At 73.3% G+C, this 19,647-nt stretch carries 9 protein-coding genes; 5 read left to right on the top strand and 4 right to left on the bottom strand.

Features of this window, described 5'->3' with window-relative positions; genetic code table 11:
- The first annotated feature begins 5 nt into the window (after positions 1–5).
- The 5 genes from O7621_RS13650 to O7621_RS13670 all read left to right on the top strand — a co-directional run bounded on the left by O7621_RS13650 (position 6) and on the right by O7621_RS13670 (position 13,675).
- Positions 6–9,524, top strand: a complete 9,519-nt coding sequence (locus tag O7621_RS13650) for a type I polyketide synthase (protein WP_282234298.1) — start codon at positions 6–8, stop codon at positions 9,522–9,524.
- Between the two features lie 270 nt (positions 9,525–9,794).
- Complete coding sequence (locus tag O7621_RS13655; protein ID WP_282234299.1) at positions 9,795–10,214, top strand: cold shock domain-containing protein; 420 nt, start codon at positions 9,795–9,797, stop codon at positions 10,212–10,214.
- A gap of 239 nt (positions 10,215–10,453) precedes the next feature.
- A complete protein-coding gene (locus tag O7621_RS13660) occupies positions 10,454–11,566 on the top strand; it encodes an endo-1,4-beta-xylanase (RefSeq protein WP_282234300.1) in 1,113 nt (370 codons plus the stop codon).
- A 373-nt stretch (positions 11,567–11,939) separates the two neighbouring features.
- Positions 11,940–12,746 carry a polysaccharide deacetylase family protein gene (locus tag O7621_RS13665; RefSeq protein WP_282234301.1) on the top strand — a complete coding sequence of 269 codons (807 nt, stop codon included), beginning with the start codon at positions 11,940–11,942 and terminating at the stop codon, positions 12,744–12,746.
- The gene (locus tag O7621_RS13670; RefSeq protein ID WP_282234302.1) at positions 12,743–13,675 is read left to right on the top strand and encodes a glycoside hydrolase family 16 protein; all 933 of its coding nucleotides are present in this window, start codon (positions 12,743–12,745) and stop codon (positions 13,673–13,675) included. The genes O7621_RS13665 and O7621_RS13670 overlap by 4 nt, the downstream gene beginning before the upstream one ends.
- Here O7621_RS13670 and O7621_RS13675 read toward each other — a convergent pair.
- From O7621_RS13675 to O7621_RS13690, 4 genes are read right to left on the bottom strand one after another with little or no spacing between them, the layout of a single operon-like run.
- Positions 13,660–16,029: a hypothetical protein gene (locus O7621_RS13675; RefSeq protein WP_282234303.1), complete on the bottom strand. Its 2,370-nt coding sequence runs from the start codon at positions 16,027–16,029 to the stop codon at positions 13,660–13,662. The genes O7621_RS13670 and O7621_RS13675 overlap by 16 nt on opposite strands.
- A complete protein-coding gene (locus O7621_RS13680) occupies positions 16,026–17,381 on the bottom strand; it encodes a hypothetical protein (RefSeq protein ID WP_282234304.1) in 1,356 nt (451 codons plus the stop codon). Before O7621_RS13680 ends, O7621_RS13675 begins: the two co-directional genes overlap by 4 nt.
- A complete protein-coding gene (locus tag O7621_RS13685; protein WP_282234305.1) occupies positions 17,378–18,688 on the bottom strand; it encodes a glycosyltransferase family A protein in 1,311 nt (436 codons plus the stop codon). Before O7621_RS13685 ends, O7621_RS13680 begins: the two co-directional genes overlap by 4 nt.
- Positions 18,685–19,647, bottom strand: a complete 963-nt coding sequence (locus O7621_RS13690; RefSeq protein ID WP_282234306.1) for a glycosyltransferase — start codon at positions 19,645–19,647, stop codon at positions 18,685–18,687. The genes O7621_RS13685 and O7621_RS13690 overlap by 4 nt, the downstream gene beginning before the upstream one ends.

Consider the following 19,647-nt stretch of genomic DNA (forward strand, 5'->3'; position numbering starts at 1 on the left):
GCACCGTGGAAGCATCTGTCGCAGAAATCGTCGAGGCCCTCCGGAAGTCCATGCTGGACAACGACCGGTTGCGTCGGGAGAACGAGGCGATCACGGCCGCCGCCGCCGAGCCGGTGGCCATCGTCGGCATGGGCTGCCGCTACCCGGGTGGCGTCGGCTCGCCGGCACAGCTGTGGGACCTGGTCGCCGCCGGGCGGGACGCGATCGGCCCGTTCCCCACCGACCGGGGCTGGGACGTCGAATCGCTCTACCACCCCGAACCCGGCAAGCCGGGGCGTAGCTACACCCGCTCGGGTGGCTTCCTGTACGACGCCGCCGGCTTCGACGCCGACTTCTTCGGCATCAGCCCCCGCGAGGCCACCGCCATGGACCCCCAGCAGCGGCAGTTGCTCGAAGTGTCCTGGGAGGCCCTGGAAAACGCCGGCATCGACCCCCGCTCGCTGCGGGGCGGCCGTACCGGTGTCTTCGCCGGCGTGATGTACCACGACTACGGCACCGGCGGCAGCGACGGGAGCCTCATCAGCGGCCGGATCGCCTACACGCTGGGGTTGGAAGGGCCGGCCGTCACCGTCGACACGGCCTGCTCGTCCTCGCTGGTCGCGCTGCACTGGGCGATCCAGTCGGTACGCCGGGGCGAGTGCCCGCTCGCCCTGGTGGGCGGTGTCACGGTGATGGCGACGCCGGAGACGTTCATCGAGTTCAGCCGGCAGCGTGGACTGGCAGCCGACGGCCGGTGCAAGTCGTTCTCCGACGACGCCGACGGTACGGGATGGGCCGAAGGCGCCGGGGTGCTGGTCGTCGAGCGGCTCTCCGAGGCCCGCCGCAACGGCCACCGGATCCTCGCGGTGGTGCGTGGCAGCGCGGTCAATTCCGACGGGGCCAGCAGCGCGTTGACCGCGCCGAACGGAAGCGCCCAGCAACGCGTCATCCACCAGGCCCTGGACAGCGCCGGTCTGCGCCCCGACGACATCGACGTGGTCGAGGCGCACGGCACCGGCACCACCCTCGGCGACCCGATCGAAGCCCATGCGCTGCTCAGTGCGTACGGCCGCGGCCGACGACGGCCGCTGTGGCTCGGCTCGTTGAAGTCGAACATCGGCCACACGCAGGCCGCTGCCGGAGTCGGCGGCGTCATCAAGATGGTCGAGTCGATGCGCCACCGGACGCTTCCCCGTACCCTGCACGCCGACCGCCCCAGCCGCCAGGTGGACTGGTCCGCCGGGCCCGTCCAACTGCTCACCGAGGCGCGGGACTGGCCGGCCGGCGAACGGCCGCGCCGCGCCGCGGTCTCCTCCTTCGGGATCAGCGGCACCAACGCCCACGTGGTGATCGAGGAAGGCGACCCGGATCCGGCGCCGGCCGCGGACCGCCCGGCCGAAGGACCGGTCCCGGTGCCGCTGTCGGCCCGGTCGGCGCAGGCGGTACGGGACCAGGCGGCACGGCTGCTCGACCGGCTCGACGCCGTGCCGCAGGAGTCGCCGGCCGCCGTCGCCACCACCCTGGCCGCCGCGCGTACCGTGCTGGAGCACCGGGCGGCGCTCGTCGTCACCAGTTGTGCCGACCTCGTCGACGGCCTGCGCCAGCTGGCCGACGGCCGCGGCGGCCCCGGCGTCTGGCAGGGCGAGGACACTGCGGGCGGCATCGCGTTGCTGTTCACCGGGCAGGGCTCGCAGCGCATTGGCGCCGGCCGCGAGCTGTACCGGCGGTACGCGCCGTTCGCCGCCGCCCTGGACGAGATCTGCCAACTGCTCGACCCGCAGCTCGACCGGCCGTTGCGCTCCGTCATGTGGGCCGAGCCGGGCAGCGCCGAGGCGGCCCTGCTCGACCAGACGGCGTACACCCAGGCCGCGGTCTTCGCCATCGAGGTGAGTCTCTATCGGCTGCTCGCCGCCTGGGGCGTACGGGCGGACTTCGTCTGCGGACACTCGATCGGTGAGATCGCTGCGGCGCAGGTGGCCGGCGTACTGTCCCTGTCGGACGCGTGCCACCTGGTCGCGGCCCGGGGGCGGCTGATGCAGGCGCTGCCCCCCGGCGGGGCGATGGTCGCCGTGTCGGCCGCCGCCGAGCAGGTGGAGCCGCTGCTGGTTGACGGTGCGTCGCTGGCCGCCGTCAACGGGCCGGCGTCGGTGGTGGTCTCCGGGCAGGAGTCCGCCGTCCTGGCGACGGTCGCCCGGTGCGAGAAGCTCGGGCACCGGACGATCCGGCTGTCGGTGTCGCACGCGTTCCACTCGCCGTTGATGGATCCGATGCTGCCCGCGTTCGCGCGCACCGCCGCCGCGCTCGACTACGCCGAGCCGGACATCGCCCTGGTCTCCACGGCGACCGGCGCGTTGGCCGACGGCTCGGTGTTGGGCAACGCCGAGTACTGGGTACGCCAGGTGCGCGGTACGGTGCGTTTTCGTGACGCCGTCGGTGCGCTGGTCGAGGCCGGTGCCACCACCTTCGTCGAGGTCGGGCCTGACGCGGTGCTGGCGCCGCTGGCGATGCGCTGCGTCGAGCCGACCGGGCGGACGTTCGCCGCGACGATGCGCCGCGCCCGGCCGGAGGCCGAAGAACTGCTCGGCGCGCTCGCCCGGTCCTACGTCAACGGGTGCCCGGTGGACTGGTCGGCGGTGCTCGGCGCGGACCGGCGCCCAGGGGTGCCGCTGCCCACGTACCCGTTCCAGCATCAGCGTTTCTGGCTGCCACCCCGTGACACCACGTCGACCGACGTCGAGTCACTCGGGATGACCCCGCTGGCGCACCCGCTGCTGTCGGTCGCGGTACCCGCGCCGGACGCCGACAGCGTCGTTCTGTCCGGGCGGTTGTCACCGACGCGGCAGCCCTGGCTGGCCGACCACGAGGTGCTCGGCGCCGTCCTGGTGCCCGGCAGCGCGTACGTCGAACTCGCCCGGCGGGCCGGCGAGCACCTGGGTTGCGACCTGTTGCGGGAGCTCGCGTTGCAGACACCGCTGGTGTTGCCGGCCGGCAGCGGCGCGGCGCTGCAGGTGCTGGTGGGTGCGGCGGACCACGCCCGGGTCCGGTCGGTGCAGATCTTCTCCCGGCTCGACGACACGGATGCCTGGACCCGCCATGCCGTCGGCTCGCTCGCCCCGGCGGCCGCCGGGATCCTGTCCGCGTCGGACCCGTCCGCGTCGGACCTGTTCCCGTCCGAGCCGTCCGGCGTGACCCGGGCCACGGAGCACGGCCAGCCGGAGTGGCCGCCGCCGGGTGCGACCGCGCTGCCGGTGACCGAGGCGTACGACCGGCTCGCCCGCCGGGGCTACCGGTACGGCCCGGCGTTGCGCGGTCTCACCGCCGCCTGGCGACGCGGCGCCGAGCTGTTCGCCGAAGTGTCCCTGCCGGAACCGGCCGCCGTCGCCGGATACGGCCTGCATCCCGCGCTGCTGGACGCCGCGTTGCACGTCGGGCTGCTCGTCGACGACGACCAGGACGTGGCGCTGCTGCCGTTCACCTGGTCGGACTTCCAGCTCGCCGCGGCCGGCGTCCGGGCGGTCCGGGTCCGGCTGACCAGGGTTCGCGGTGACGTCGAGACGAGACTCGTCGTCACCGACACCGACGACCGTCCGGTCGCGTCGGTGCGGTCCATCATCGCCCGGCCGGTGTCCCGTGACCAGTTGGCGGCGACACACCCGGCGGTGATGGATGCGCTGTTCACGATCGGCTGGCGGCCGACCACGGCCGGTCACCGTGACGAGCCGCTGCCCGAGCGGATGGACGCGATCGGCGACGATCTCGACCTGGGCGGCCACGTGCACCCCGATCTGGACGGTCTGCTGGCAGCCGTCGCCGCTGGCAGCCACGCCGCCGCTGACATCGCTGACGCTGCCGACGGCACCCCGGGCGCGGCGGCACCGACGATCGTGTGCGTGCGCGTCGAGACGCTCACCGCGACGTCGGGTGGCGCGCTGCTGCCACGGCTCCGCTCCAACGTCGCCGGGCTGCTGACCGTACTGCGTCGGTGGTTGACCGAACCCCGGCTGGCCGCGACCCGCCTGGTGGTGCTGACCACCGCGGCGGTGCCCACCACCGCTGGAGACGGCGTCGGTGATCTGGCGGTCGCCCCGCTGTACGGACTGTTGCGCGCCGCGCAGGCCGAGCATCCCGGCGCGATCCAACTGATCGATGTGGACGGACATGTCGACGGCGCGACGCTGCGCCGGGCAATCGCCACCGACGAGCCGGAACTGGCCGTACGCGGCGGTCGGATTCTGTCCCCCCGCCTGGTTGCCACGCCTCCGGCCGCGCCACCGGGCTTCGCCGGCGACGGCACGGTGCTGATCACCGGTGGTACGGGTGGTCTGGGTGGTCTGGTGGCGCGGCATCTGGTGCGGGTGCACGGGGTGCGGCATCTGGTGTTGGTGGGTCGGCGTGGGTTGGGTTCGCCGGGCGTGGGGGAGTTGTGTGCTGAGTTGTCGGGGTTGGGGGCGCGGGTCAGGGTCGTCGGGTGTGATTTGGCGGACCGGGGTGCGGTGGCGGGGGTGTTGGCGGGGATCGATGCTGATCATCCGTTGACGGCGGTGGTGCACGCCGCCGGTGTCGCCGAGGCCGGCACGCTGGAGACCCTGACCGGTCAACAGATGGAGTCCATGCTCGCGGCGAAGGTCGACGGGGCCTGGCACCTGCACGAGTTGACCCGGGAACTGCCGCTGGCCGCGTTCGTGCTGTTCTCGTCGGCGGCCGGCACGCTGCTCGCCGCCGGCCAGGGCGGCTACGCCACCGCGAACGTCTTCCTGGACGCGCTCGCGGCGCACCGCCGGGCCGAGAACCTGCCGGCGGTCAGCCTTGCCTGGGGACTGTGGGACACCGCCACCGGCATGGGCGCCGCGCTCACCGAGGCCGACCGCCGCCGGATGACCCGGCTCGGGCTGCCGGCGCTGCCGGTCGACGACGGGCTGGCGTTGGCCGACGCGTCCTTCGCCGCCGACGCCGCGCTGGTGCTGCCGGTGCGGGTCGACCAGCGCGCGCTGGCCGCCCGTACCGATCAGGTGCCGGCGCTGCTGCGGGATCTGGCCGCCGCCGGTACCGGCGCGGGCGGCGACCAGCGCTCACCGGCAGGGCCGTTCACCGACGTCGGCGGTGCCGACCGCGACCGGCGGCTGCTCGACCTGGTACGCCGCCACGTCGCCACGGTGCTGGGACACGCCGGACCGGAGCAGGTCGCCCCCCGGCGGGCGTTCGCCGAACTCGGCTTCGACTCGCTGAGCGCACTGGAACTACGTAACCAGCTCGAAGGTGCCACCGGGGTCAGGTTGCCGGCGACCCTGGTTTTCGACCACCCGAACAGCCAGTCGGTGGCCGACTTCCTCGGCGCCGAACTCGACCGCCACGCCGGCGTCAGCCCGGCCGCCCTGACCGGATCCGCCGGTACGGCGACTGCGGCCCCGGCCGCCGCACCAGAGGACGACCCGATCGCGATCGTGGGGATGGCGTGCCGGTTCCCCGGTGGGGTGGTGTCGCCGGAGGGGTTGTGGGATCTGGTGGTGGGTGAGGGGGATGCGACTGGTGAGTTTCCGGTGGATCGGGGGTGGGACACGGAGGCGTTGTTCGATCCTCGGCCGGGTCGGGTGGGGCGGTCGTATGTGCGTCGTGGTGGGTTCCTGTACGACGCGGCGGGGTTCGACGCGGGGTTTTTCGGGGTGGGTCCGCGTGAGGCGCGGGAGATGGATCCGCAGCAGCGGTTGTTTCTTGAGGTGTCGTGGGAGGCGTTGCTTCGGGCGGGGGTGGAGCCGGCGTCGTTGGCGGGTAGCCGTACCGGTGTCTACGCCGGGGTGATGTACCACGACTACGGCCCGACCGGCAGCGCCGGCAGCGTGGTCTCCGGTCGGGTGGCGTACCACCTGGGTCTGGAGGGGCCGGCGGTGTCGGTGGACACGGCGTGCTCGTCGTCGTTGGTGGCGTTGCATCTGGCGGTCAACGCGTTGCGTTCGGGTGAGTGTGAGCTGGCCCTGGCCGGTGGGGTCGCCGTCATGGGGACGCCCAGCATGTTCGTCGAGTTCAGCGAGCAGCGTGGTCTGGCGCCGGACGGGCGGTGCAAGTCGTTCTCGGATGACGCGGATGGGACGGCGTGGTCGGAGGGGGTGGGTGTGTTGGTGGTGGAGCGGTTGTCGGATGCGCGGCGTCGTGGTCATGGGGTGTTGGCGGTGGTGCGGGGTAGTGCGGTGGGTTCGGATGGTGCGTCGAACGGGTTGACGGCGCCGTCGGGTCCGGCGCAGGAGCGGGTGATTCGGCGGGCGTTGGCGGTGGCGGGTGTGTCGGCGGGGGATGTGGATGTGGTGGAGGCGCATGGTACGGGGACGCGGTTGGGGGATCCGATCGAGGTGCAGGCGCTGCTGGCGACGTACGGGCAGGGTCGGGATGTGGATCGTCCGTTGTGGTTGGGGTCGTTGAAGTCGAACATCGGTCATGCGCAGGCGGCGGCGGGTGTCGGTGGTGTGATCAAGATGGTGATGGCGTTGCGGGCGGGGGTGTTGCCGCGGTCGTTGCATGTGTCGGAGCCGTCGTCGCATGTGGACTGGTCGGCGGGTGGGGTGCGGGTGTTGACGCGGGCGCGGTCGTGGTCGGGTACCGGCGGAGCACGGCGGGCGGGGGTGTCGTCGTTCGGGTTGAGCGGGACGAACGCGCACGTGATCGTGGAGGAGGCGCCGGGGGATGTGGCGGTGGGTTGGGGGGTGGAGCCGCCGACGCACCACTTCGACCACCAGCGCTACTGGATCAGCAGCCGGAGCTGGGCGAGCGACCCCGCCGCGCTCGGCCTCGACGCGATCGGCCACCCGGTGCTCGGCGCGGGGCTGAGCACCCCGGAGCCGGGCGTGGTGCACTTCACGGGCAGGCTGGCCCCGACCAGCCAGCCGTGGCTGGCCGACCACCGGGTGGACGGGCAGCTGCTCTTCCCCGGCGCGGGCTTCATCGATCTGGCCCTGTCCGCTGCGGCCGAGGTCGGCTGCCCGCGGATCGACGAGCTCACCGTGCACGCGCCACTGACCCTCGGCGAGGGCGGCGCGGACGTCCAGGTCGTCGTCACCGCCGCCGACCCGGCGGGGGTACGGCAACTGAGCATCCACTCCCGGGACCGCAGCGAAGCACGCGACGCCGCCTGGCGCCATCACGCGTCGGGCAGCATCCGGCCCACCGGTCCGTCGGGCTGCCCGCCGCCGGGGCCACGGCTGGACGAATGGCCGCCACACGACGCCGTACCGCTGCCGATCGACGCCCTGTACGGGCGGCTCGCCGAGCGCGGCCTCGGATACGGCCCGTCGTTCCAGGCAGTACGGGCGGCCTGGCGCCGGGGCACCGAGGTCTTCGTCGAGGTGTCCGTGGCCGACGCGGCCATGGACCGGTTCACCCTGAACCCGGCCGTGCTCGACGCGACCGTCCACGTCCTGCTCGACGGTGACGGGCCGGTGGAGGTGCCGTTCAGCTGGCGGGGGGTCACCCTGCGGCACGCCGGTGTCGAGACGGTACGGGCGCGCATCGCCCGCGTCGGTGAGCGCGATCTGTCGCTGACGCTCGCCGACGTGGCGGGAGAGCCCGTCGCCCAGATCGAGACGATCGTGGCCCGGGCGCTGCCGTCGACCGGCGAGCCGGCCGGGGCCGTCCACCAGCTGCGGTGGCAGGCAGGCCCCCGCTCGGCGCCGGACGCCGCACCGTACCTTGAGTGGGACGCCCGGCCACCCGGGCCGCTCGATCCGGTGCCGGTCGTGCTGCGGTGCGCGCCCGCCGAAGAACTGCCGGCGGATGATCCGGTCGCCGCGACCCACCAGAGCGTGACACGGATCCACGACGCGCTGTGTGGCTGGCTCGCCGACGAACGGTACGCGGCAGCCAAGTTGGCCATCGTCACGCGGGGCGCGGTGAGCGTACGGGCAGGCGGTGGGCCTGCCGCAGGTGGGCCGGACGGTCCTGACGTCGACCTCGCCGCCGCCGCGGTGTGGGGTCTGGTCCGCGCGGCGCAGGCGGAGAACCCCGACCGGTTCCTCCTGGTCGACCAGGACGGGCGGGCCGAGTCCGCACAGGTCCTCGCCGCCGCCCTGGCCAGCGGGGAGACCGAATTGGCGATCCGGGGCGGGGAGCTGCTGGTGCCCCGGCTGACGGTGGCGCCGGTGCCACCGTCGCCCGCGCGGCGCTCCCTGCCGCCGGACGGGACGGTGCTGATCACCGGCGGCACCGGTGGTCTCGGCGCGGCCGTGGCCCGCCATCTCGTCGTCGCGTACGGCGTGCGGCGTCTGCTGCTGGTCAGCCGCCGGGGGGGTCGGGCGCCGGGCGTCGCCGCGCTGGTGGCCGAACTGACCGGCATGGGGGCCGAGGTCGCGGTCGTGGCCTGCGACGTCGCCGACCGCGACGCGGTCGGTGAGCTACTGGCCGGAGTACCGGCCGCGCACCCGCTGACGGCGGTCGTGCACGCGGCCGGCGTGCTCGACGACGGGGTGCTGACGGCGCTGACCCCGCAGCGAATCTCCGCCGTCCTGCGGGCCAAGGTGGACGCCGCCTGGCATCTGCACGAGCTCACCGCCGACTCCGAACTGTCTGCGTTCGTGCTCTTCTCGTCGGTCGCCAGTGTCGGCGGCGCGGCCGGGCAGGCCAACTACGCGGCGGCCAACGCGTTTCTCGACGGTCTCGCCCAGCATCGGCACGCACGCGGGCTGACGGCACACTCGCTGTTGTGGGGCCGGTGGGCGACCGGGGACGACATGGCCACTCGGTTGTCCACGGTAGATGGTGGTCGGCTGTCCCGGTCCGGACTGCTGCCACTATCGGCCGAGGAAGGACTCGCGCTGCTGGACACCGCGCTCGCCAGTGACGCCGACGTGCTCGTGCCGGCCAAGTTCGACGTCGCGGCGCTGCGTGCCGAGGGCTGGGCGACGGCGCCGGTGTTCCTCGACCTGACCGGCCCGGTCGCGCCGGTGCCGGCCGGACCGCCCGCCGTCTCGACGACGTCACCTGGGGGCACCTCACCCGCGGGCGCGGGTACCCCGGCCGGTGCGGGTACCGCACCGGTGGCGACCGACGGCGCCGATCGGCTCGCGGACCTGCCGGCGACCGAGCGCCGTGCCGCGCTGCTCGAGCTGGTGCGGGCACACGCGTCGGCGGTGCTCGGCCATAACCGAGCCGACGCGGTCTCAACCGAGCAGGGGTTCCTCGACATCGGATTCGATTCGTTGACCGCGTTGGAGCTGCGCAACCGACTGACCGGTGCGACCGGGCGGAAGCTGCCGGCCACGCTGATCTTCGACTATCCGAGTGTCGCCGCGGTCGCGGACCATCTGACCGCCGAGTTCGGCGCCGACGAGTCCCGCCGGATCGGCGAGCACCTGGCGACCCTCGAAGCGTCCCTCGAAGCGGCGCTCGCCCGGGTCGGTCCCGGCGACGAGCAGCGCCTGGCGTTGGCGGCACGCCTGCAGGCGCTGGCGGGACGGCTGGCTCCACCTCCCGACGGGACGGGGTCGTCCGTCGGCGAGTTGGGTTCGTCGAGTGCCGAGGAGCTGTTCGAGCTGTTGGACGGGGAACTCGGCCGGTCCCGCTGAAATCTCCGTCGGTGGGTCGCTGGCCGGTGACGCGCCCGACGAGTGAGATCCTTGGCTGGCTCGACCAGCCGCAGCCGGTGCCCGGTCGCAGCGGGTCGCGGGTTCCACCGGGACCGGGTCGAGCCGGCGGTCTCCCTCGCCGGCGAGGGAGTGCCACACTGTCATAGTCGGTGAGCGTCGGGCGCGACCTCCGGTGGCGGCGGTTGGTCCGGACGAGTTCGGTGATCGACGGCCGGTCGCGGCCGAGGTGGTTCGGTAGGAGGAGTTGGCATGGGTGCCGGTCGGGTGGTGCGGTTCGACGAGGGCCGTGGGTACGGTTTCATCGCCCCGGACGACGGTGGCGACGACGTTTTCGTGCACGCCGGTGAGCTCACGCAACGGGGCATCCGGGTGGCGACCGGCACCCGGGTGTCGTTTAAGGTGATCGACGGCGGTCGCGGTCCCAAGGCGTACGACGTCGAGATCATCGACGATGCCACCGCTCCTGCCAGCGTCGCGGTCAGCCGGGCGGCGGGCACCTCCGGCGAGGGCGGCGACGACGAGCTCTGCGAGATCTTCTCCGAGCCGGAGTACCTGCAGCGGATCACCGAGCTGCTGCTCTCCGACGCGCCGTACCTCACCGGTGCGCAGATCGTCGAGTTGCGTGGGCACCTGTTGCGGTTCTCCCGCAAGTGCGGCTGGGTCGACTGACTCTCTCCGCGCGCCGTCCGCTGGCGACCGTCTGACGGGCGTTCCGTCGCCGGCTGCTCGCCGGCGCTCTCCGGCCTGCCGGGGCCGTTCACCTTCACATCCAGGGTTGACTATGGCCTCTGACGGCCATAGGTTCCAATCAACTTACGGAAGTATTCCGGAAACCGCCGTCCTGGTTTCGGGCACCTTTCGGCCTTGCCCTCCGGGTGCTTCCGCCGTGCAGTCTCCGGAAGGATGCCATGAAGGCGACCCGTATACTCGCCGCTGGCGTACTCTCCGTGGCCATGATGGCCACGATCGGTGCCAGCGCTTCCGCGACCTCCCACTCCGGCCGCCCACCCGCCGGCGGCCCACCCGTTACCGACCAGTCCCTGCGCGGCCTGGCCAAGTGGAACAAGCTGCAGATCGGCACCGCGGTCAACATGACCGCGTTGGCCGAGGACGAGACCTACCGCGACCGGATCGCCACCGAGTTCTCCAGCGTCACCGCCGAGAACGTCATGAAGTGGGAGACGCTGGAGCCGGTGCGGGGCGAGCGCGACTACGGGCCCGCCGACGAACTGGTCGACTTCGCCCGCCGCAACAAGCAGGTCGTCCGTGGGCACGTCCTGGTCTGGCACAACCAGAACCCGGCCTGGCTGACCGAGGGCGTCGAGTCCGGTGAGATCGACTCCGCCGAGCTGCGGCAGATCCTGCGCGAGCACGTCACCGAGACGGTCCGCCACTTCAAGGGCCGGATCCACCAGTGGGACGTGGCCAACGAGATCTTCGACGACAACGCCGAGCTGCGGGACTCGATCTGGCTGCGCGAGCTCGGTCCGTCCTACATCGCCGACGCGTTCCGCTGGGCGCACCGGGCCGACCCCACCGCGAAGCTGTTCCTCAACGACTACAACGTGGAGGGCATCAGCGCGAAGAGCACCGCCTACTACGACCTGGTGCGGGAGCTGCGCCGGCAACGGGTTCCGGTGCACGGCATGGGGATCCAGGGCCATCTCGGGATCCAGTACGGCTTCTGGTCGGCAACCGCGGTTGCCGAGAACCTGCGCCGGTTCGAGGCGCTCGGGTTGGAGACCGCGGTGACCGAGGCGGACGTCCGGATGCCGATGCCGACCGACGTGATCAAGCTGCAGTCGCAGGCACAGGGCTACAACACCCTGCTGCAGGGTTGTCTGCTGGCGGACCGGTGCAACTCGTTCACCTTCTGGGGCTTCACCGACAAGTACTCCTGGGTGCCGGACTGGTTCGACGGCGAAGGTGCGGCGAACATCCTGGACGAGGAGTACCAGCCGAAGCCGGCATACGACGCGGTCCGGGCGACCCTCGGCCTCGCCGTGCCACCGCGCCGGTGACCGCCACGGGAGCGTCCACTGGACAGCACCCTGGTAACCATCGGCATTGATTGACCGCTGTACCGTCCGGCCGTAGCCTGACCGACAGAACAGCCGAAAATACCGGACAGATCCCGGAAGTTTCACTGCTGTTCTAGCTGGTCCAATGCTCCCCAGTGCCGGACCAACGACCACCGGCCGTGGCTGCCCTGGCGAACTCCGACCCCAGCCAGTTCAGCCACGGCCGGTTTGGCGGTCACGCCGAGCACGGCCGGCGACAAGGAGCAGGGGCGAGAAGCAGGTTTGCCCCGCGTAGGTCGGGTAGACAGCCCGGATGACCGGGCCCGAGCCTCCGGCATACAGCTCCGCGGCACGCCCGAGCGCCGTGCGACCGGTGCTGCCCGTGCTGATGTACCACTCGATCTCTCCTGCGGCCCGAGGGCCATTGCGGTCACTCGCCGTCGGACCGACCCGGTTCGCCGAGCAACTCGCCGCGCTCGCCGACGCCGGCTACCGGATGGTCGGCCTCAGCGAGGCGCTCGACCTGCTCGACGACGCGGCGATCGACCGCAACCGGCCGGCTCCGTCGATGGTCGCGCTGACCTTCGACGACGGGTACGCCGACTTCCTCACCCAAGCGCTGCCGCTGCTCGAAGCCGCGGACGCCCGGGCCACCCTCTACCCGTCGGTCGGGCACCTCGGGCAGTACGCCGACTGGCTGGGCCAGTGGGCCGACGAGTTCGGCCCGCTGCTGGACTGGACCCAGTTGGACGAGGTGGCCGGGTCGGGCCGGGTCGAGATCGGCTCACACGGTCTGCTGCACCATCCGCTCGATGTCCTGCCGCCACAGCGGGCGGCGGAAGAAATCGTCGTCGCCCGGGACCGTCTCGAACAGCGGTTCGGCACCCCGGTCCGGTCGTTCTGCTATCCACACGGCTACCACGACTGGCGGGTCCGGGCGGCGGTCCGCCGGGCCGGGCACGACAACGCGTGCGAGGTGGGCCGACGGCGGTACCGGCCGGGCGACCGGCGGCTCGCCGTACCCCGGCTGTTGCCGACCGGTGACCACGACGGCGCCGCGCTGCTCGACCTGGTCCGCACCGGCGGACCCCGGATGGTGCCGCAGGCGAAACGACTGGCCCAGCCCGCCTGGCGGCTGACCCGGCGGGTGGCCCGGCGGGCCGGCCGCCAACTGACGTGACGGCCCGCCGTTGGTGGCGGCGCGGCGGCCCCCTCGCGGTCGCGGCCGCCCTTGCCACGCTGGTACTGGCCTTCGGCGTAGTGGTCCCGCTGCTGCAGCACCGCGCCGACCAGCCGGACCAGCCCGACCAGACCAGCCAGCCCGGTCAGCCCGACGGGACCGGCCAGCCGGACGCCGGCGGTGGACCGCCGCCGTCCGGGCCGCCACCCACCACGGCCGGCGGTGACCGGACGATGAACCCGTCCGGGATCGCCCTGCCCACCGGTGATCTGCCCAACTGGCGGCAGATCTTCGTCGACGACTTCGACGGCACCGAGCTGAGCGACGACTGGTTCGCCTACTCCGGGCAGCCGGACGGTGATCCGGGCGGCTGGTTCGACCCCGGCCACGTGTCGGTCGGAGCCGGCATGCTCACCATCGGCGCCTGGCGGGAAGCCAGCCGGGACAACATCTACGTCACCGGCGGAGTGTCCAACCGGCGGGCGGTGACCCGCAGCTACGGCCGGTACGACATCCGGTTCCGGATGGACCAGGGCACCGGGATCGCATACGCGTTGCTGCTCTGGCCGGGCGACAACGTCTACCCGCCGGAGATCGACATCGCCGAGGACAACGGCAAGGGCCGGGACCGGATGTACGGGGTGCTGCATCCGGTGACCGGCGACCGGATCGGGCATGACGTCGGCGGTGACTTCACCCGCTGGCACACCGCCGGTCTGGAATGGACGCCGGACCGGCTGGTCTACACCCTGGACGGCGAGCCGTGGGCGACAATCACCGGCGACCAGGTGCCCGACGAGCCGATGGCGCTGGCTCTGCAGAGCCAGGCGTGGTACTGCGGACACACCTGGGAGGCCTGCCCGGACGAGACCACACCGGACGTGGTCAACCTGCAGATCGACTGGGTCGCCATCTACGCTCCGGCCTGACGCCCGGCGGGGCGTCCGCCGTCGGCACCGTCCCCGGCGTACCGGTAGACGGTGACGTCCTCGCTGCGCTGGAAGACCGACCAGCCGTCCCGGCCGTCGAGCAACTGTTCCAGGCGGTCCAACGACCCGGGCGCGAAGTAGCCGAAGTAGTCGGACTGCCGCCGCATTCCGTCGCTGACCACCAGGTACGCCGGGTCGCCGGTGAACGAGCCGAGGAACTGCTCGATCGTCGGCAGGTGCTCGCCGTCCAGTGCGGCGCCGCGCAGTTGCGCCCCGACCACCAGGTCCGGCTCGCCGGCCGGCACATCGGTGTTGAACTGTGGGTACGCCGCCGTCAGGCGGCTGGGAAAGTTGGACGTGGCGACCGCGATGGTGGCACCGGGCTCGGCGGCGGCGTACAGCTGGCGGGCGGCGGCCACCTCGTCGGCGGTCTGCCGGTCCACGGCCAACTGCCCGTGCCGGCCCTGCACCGTACCGAGGGCGAAGCCGCCGAGCGCCGCCGCGACCGCCACCGCTGCGACCGGCCCCAGCCACCGCCGACGCCGGCCAGCCCGACGCTGGTCGGCGCGGTCGAGCTGACGGTCGGCCCGGTCGACCACCGCGCGGGCGATCAGGAACGCGCACCACGGCGCGGAGAACAGGAACACCCGGTAGATCGCCTCGCCGCCGTAGCTCTGCGCCGCGATCAGGACGAACGGCGTGACGGCCAGCAGCGCCGGCACCAGCACGGCACGCAGCCGGCGCCGGTACGCCAGCACCGCCAGCACGGTCAGCGCCCAGACGGTCAGCGCGAGCGTACGGACCACGATCGCCGAGAACGCCTGCCCGGTCGAACCCCAGCTCTCGGCGTTGCCGGCGGCGTTGGAGAAGACGTCGAACCCGTCGAAGACGCCGAACGCCTCCGACACGAACCCGAATCGGGGCAGCAGGTAGCCGAGCACGACCGCGCCCATCGCCAGCGGCAGCCAGCGGGGCCGGACCAGCCGCAGCGCGGCAAGCACGGCCACCTGCGCCACCACCAGGTACGGCGACAGCTGGTGGGCGGCGGTGAGCACGCCCAGCAGCGCCAACGCCGCCACGGTCGCCCAGCCCCGGACCCGGCGGTCCGGTCCATCGCGGCGGTCCGATGCGCTGGCGTTGGCCGGCGAGCGCAGCCAGGTCAGCACGATCAGCAGCACCCCGAGGCCGAGCAGGAAACCGAACGCCTGCGGGGACAGGTAGTCCTCTTCCACCCAGTTGACCGCGAAGAACCCGAACACGGTCAGGTACGCCACCCGCCGGTCGTCGGCGAGGGTACGGGCGATGGCGTACAGCACCGGGGCGGCGGCCAGGTTGAAGAAGACCGGCGACCAGTCGGCCAGCGTCGCCGGGGCGATGCCACCGGCCGCGCCGAGCTGGGCGGCACCGGCGAACAACGCCGGCCACTGCTGGTAGATGTCGGTCGCCGCACCGACCGGGTTGCCGGCCGCGATGAGGTCGATCACCCCGAGGTGCTTGTACGTCCAGGCGTACTGCGGCTGGTCGAGCAGCAGCGGGGTGGTGCCGTGCAGCAGCACGACCAGCAGCACCAGGTAGCCGGCGGCGGCCAGCCCGCGCCTGGCGGCCCCGTCGGCAGCGGTAGGCCGGTCACCGGTGGGCCGCAGGCCGGCCAGCGCGGCGACGAAGCCGGCCACGGTGAGCGCCAGCCCGGCCAGGAAGACCGGACTGACGGTGCCGAGCAGCCCGAAACCGCCTACCTGGGCCACATCGGTGCGGGACACCGCGATCCACCACAGCGCCAACGCCGCACCGATCACCACGGCATGCGCCAGCAGCGGCCGCCGTGCGACAGCCGTACGCCCGGCGAGGCCCGCCCGCCGGGCGTACGGCCACCGTCGGACCGGCCCGGGGCGGGAACTGAGGCCATGGCCCGCCCGCGCGACCCGGAGCAGGCCGGCGGCGCTGGCGGCCGCCACCGCCACCGCCATCGCGCCGACGGCCAACCTGGGCTGCCACCAGCCGGCCCAGACCGATCCGGTGGCCACGGCCGCGTACCCGGCCAGGCTGGCGAGTACGGTCGTCGCCCACCGGGTCGCCGCCGGCCGGACGGTCAGGTGACTGAGCAGCGCGGCGCCGGGGCCCAGGGCGGCGAACGCGACCGCGGTCGGGGCCTGCCACGGGCCGCCGGCTGCCAGACCGAGCAGCGCCAGGACCGCGACGACCAGACCGGTGACCGCCTGACCGGTCCGGCCGTCCACGGCAGGTACGCCGTCGACAGCTGGCGCGGTGTGGACACCAGGCGCGGTGTCGACGGCCGGCCCGGCTGCCGGTGCCTGGGGGAGCGGGCGGACGGGGCGCAGGGCGAGCTCGGTCATCCGGCACCTCCGGTGTCGGCGGTAACGGTCTCGGACTCGGCGGTACGTCGGGCCCAGGCCGGGGCGTTCGTCACGTCGCCGGTGGCCCGGTAGCGGCGGATCAGCCCGGGAAGCAGCACGATCGCGACCGCAGCCTGTGCCATACACAGCGCGGCGGCCGGCGCGATGATTCCGACCCGGGGCAACCCGACCCAGCTGACCAGCAGAAACGCGGCGATGCCGGCCGACTGTACGGTCACCACCGGCCACATCCGCTTCTCCATCATCGCGAACGCGCAGTAGAGCAGGATCACCCCGGTGAACGGCAGCGACAGCCCGATCAGCCGTAGCGTGTCGGCGCCCTCGGCGGCGTACTGCCCGCCGAGCAGCCGCAGCAGCGGCCCGGCCGCCCCGGCGAGCACGGCGGCACCCGGCAGCACCACGGCGGCGACCAGCAGGACCGCCCGGTCGACATGTGCCCGGGCCGCCGCCGCGTCGCTGGACGCGGTGACCACGAACGAGGTGACGACGTTCCACAGCAGCGTGCTGCCGGCCACCCCGATCACCCACGGGATATAGAAGTAGGCGCTGGCGGTGGCGCCCAGCACACTGGCCACCAGCACCGGCGGCAGGTATGCGACCGCGTTGGTGAGCAGCCCGTTGACGTACTCGGCGGAGGCGAAGCCGAGCAGCTCCCGCCGGGCCGGGGCCGGCGCCGCCGGTGCGGTGCGGGCGTGCGCCGGGGCGAGCCGGGCCAGCACCCACCAGTTGACCCCGAGCATGGTCGCCAGCATCGGCACCGACCAGGCGACCAGCATGCCGTCGCCGGCGGCGGTGCCGGCCAGCAGCGGCAGCAGCGCCACCTTGGCGGTGGACGCGATCACGTTCTTCGCCGGTACGCTGCCGGCCCGCCGCAGCGCGGTCAGCACCCCGTCGGTGATGAAGAAGATCGCCGTGCCGATCACGGCGGCGACGAAGAGCAGCCGCTGCGTCGGTGCCGGGCCGATGATGCCGGTGCCCATGCCGAGGGCCAGGAACCCGCCGCTGAGCAGCAGTGACATCGCCGCCGACGCGGCGTATCCGGCGAGCACCAGCCGGCGGGTGTGCCGACCGGCGCCGGGCAGGAACCGGGCGTACAGGTTGATCAGGTTGAGTTGGGCGAGCCCGGCCAGCAGTGTCATCGCCGACACCGCCGCCGACGCCCGGCCGACCGCCTCCGGCGCGAACCAGCGGGCGGCCGCCACCCAGAACACGAACCCGAGCGCGGCGCTGGCCACAGTGGAGGTCATCAGCGCCGCCGCGCTGCGCAGCAGCGCCGGGCGGCGGACCACCACCACTGCCGGTGGCGGGACGGTCGTGCCGGCGGCCGTCACGGCCAGCCCCGCATCCGACGGCGCAGCCGTCGGTCGGCCATCCGGCTGCGCAGGTACGCGACCGGCCCGGCGAGCAGCCCGCGCCGGTTGGCGCCGACCAGCTCGCGGGGGAAGTCGTCGCGCAGCCCGGCCAACCGCTGCCCGTCACCGCCGCCGAACGTGTCGCGCAGCGCGGTCGGGGCGAGCCGCAGCAGCGGTCCGAGCAGCCGAGGTTCGCGCAGCAGCAGGCTGGTGTAGGCGGCGGTCAGCCCGGTGCCGTAGCCGACCAGCTGGTTGCGCAGCCCGGCCAGGTCGCGGCGGTGGTGGTGCCAGACCAGGGCGCTGGGCTGGTAGGCGACGGTGCCGTCGGCGATCAGCACCTGCATCAGGGCCAGAGTGTCCTCGGAGCCCATCGCGGGGGTGCCGGCGCCGAGCGCGGTGTCGAAGCCGCCGATGCGCTCCAGCACGCCGGGTCGGAAGGCCATGTTGCCGCCGGCGCCGAACGGCGGCAGCGGGTAGAGCGGGCTCTGCCGGTGCGCGGTGGCCGGGGAGAACACGTCCGGCGTGAAGCCACGGCCCTTGCTGTGCCCGCCGTACTGTTCGAACCACAGCTGGGCGTCAGTGGCGAGTTCGGCCGGCACGATGGCCCCGGTGACCGCGTCGGCCTGCGGGTGGTCGGCCAGGGCGCGGGCGATCTCGGTGAGCCAGTGCGGGTCGGCCACCTCGTCGTCGTCGATCCAGGCGACGATCTCGCCGACGGTGGCGCGCAGCGCCCGGTTGCGGGCGTGCGACAGCCCGGGCCGGGGTTCACGGATGTAGTCGACCGGCACAGCGTGGCCGTTGGCTGCCCCGCCGTCGGCGGCAGCGCGGGCGACCACCCGGACGGTGGCGTCGCTGACCGGCGCGTTGTCCACCACCAGCACCCGGAACCGGGGGTACTGCTGGGCCAGCACGCTGTCCAGCGTGCGGGCCAGCCCGACGGGCCGTTCCCGGGTGCAGACGACCACGGTGATGTGCGGCGCGTCGTCGAGTACCTCGGCCCGCCGGGTCAGGTAGCCGGGTTCGGGCCGTTCGGCCGGGGGGATCTCCCGGTCGACGGCGGCGGCGAGGTCCGCGCCGGTCAGCCCGTGCGGCGGTACGTCGAGCAGCAGCGCGCCGATCGGCTGAGTGAACTGGCGGACCAGCAGCCAGGCGCGTTCCACCCGGCGGCCGGCCGGGTCGGTCCCGGGGACGTCCGGGAACCGGTCGGTGACTTCCAGGTCGATGACGGTGGCCGGGATCCGGTCCGCGGTGGCGGCCGGGAAGTGCACGGAGGTACGCGGGTTCATCGTGCGGCTCCGATCGGTGGGGGTGGGGACGGAGTCTGGGTGGCGCGGCCGGCGAGTTCGGTCAGCGCGCCGGTGGCTGCGGCGGCGGTGCCGGCGAGGATGGCGCCGGCCCGGGCGACGTGCCGGTGGCCGCGCCCCCGCAGGGTCGCGCCGATCTCCCGACGTAGCGCGGCGGGCAGGGTACGGCGCAGGTAGTCCTGCTCGGCGCCCAGGCTGGGCGCGCCGTCGAGTAGCCCGGCCATCATGACCTTGCCGCGGCCTTCGGCGAAGCAGCGGCGCAGGAAGTAGCGGAAGGTGCTGTGCGTGGCGGGTACGCCGTGCGAGATGACCGCCTGTGGCACGTACCACCATTGCCCGCCGGTGACCGCGGCCATCCGCAGGCAGAGCTCGGTGTCCTCGGGCCGTGCCCGGTTGCCGACCTTGCCGAAGCCGGTGCGGAAACCGCCGGCGGTGAGAAACGCGTCGCGGCGTACCGCCATGCTTGCCGACCAGACGTTGCGCACCGGTCCGGGTCGGACCGGCTGGCCGGCGTACGAGCCGCCGACCGCCCACCGGAACTCGGCGGGGAACCAGCCGGGCTGGTGCCGTTCCCAGGCGGGTTCGATGGCGCCGCCGGCCCCGACCACCGTCGGGTCGGTGAACGCGGCGACCAGTCCGGCCAGCCAGCCGGGGTGGGCGACGACGTCGTCGTCGAGGAACACCACGAGGTCGCTGCCGGCGTGCCGGGCGCCGGTGTTGCGGTTGCCGGAGACGCCCCGCTGGTACGCGTTGCCGAGCACGGTGACCGTGGGCAGCTCCCGCCGGATCCGGTCGGCGAGCGCGGGGTGATGGTCGACCACCACGATGATCTCGGCCGGCTCGAGGTCCTGCCGGCGGACGGACTCGACGGCGCTACGCAGCCCGGCGAGCCGGTCCGGGTGGTGGGTCGGGACCACCACGCTGACGGTCGGTCGACGCAT

It is taken from the genome of Solwaraspora sp. WMMD937, assembly GCF_029581175.1.
Taxonomy (GTDB): domain Bacteria; phylum Actinomycetota; class Actinomycetes; order Mycobacteriales; family Micromonosporaceae; genus Micromonospora_E.

Bases quoted from the DNA above. Each gene is read 5' to 3' on its own strand.
- O7621_RS13655 (WP_282234299.1), top strand. From the start codon at position 9,795: ATGGGTGCCGGTCGGGTGGTGCGGTTCGACGAGGGCCGTGGGTACGGT.
- O7621_RS13660 (WP_282234300.1), top strand. From the start codon at position 10,454: ATGAAGGCGACCCGTATACTCGCCGCTGGCGTACTCTCCGTGGCCATG.
- O7621_RS13675 (WP_282234303.1), bottom strand. From the start codon at position 16,029: ATGACCGAGCTCGCCCTGCGCCCCGTCCGCCCGCTCCCCCAGGCACCG.
- O7621_RS13685 (WP_282234305.1), bottom strand. From the start codon at position 18,688: ATGAACCCGCGTACCTCCGTGCACTTCCCGGCCGCCACCGCGGACCGG.
- O7621_RS13690 (WP_282234306.1), bottom strand. From the start codon at position 19,647: ATGCGTCGACCGACCGTCAGCGTGGTGGTCCCGACCCACCACCCGGAC.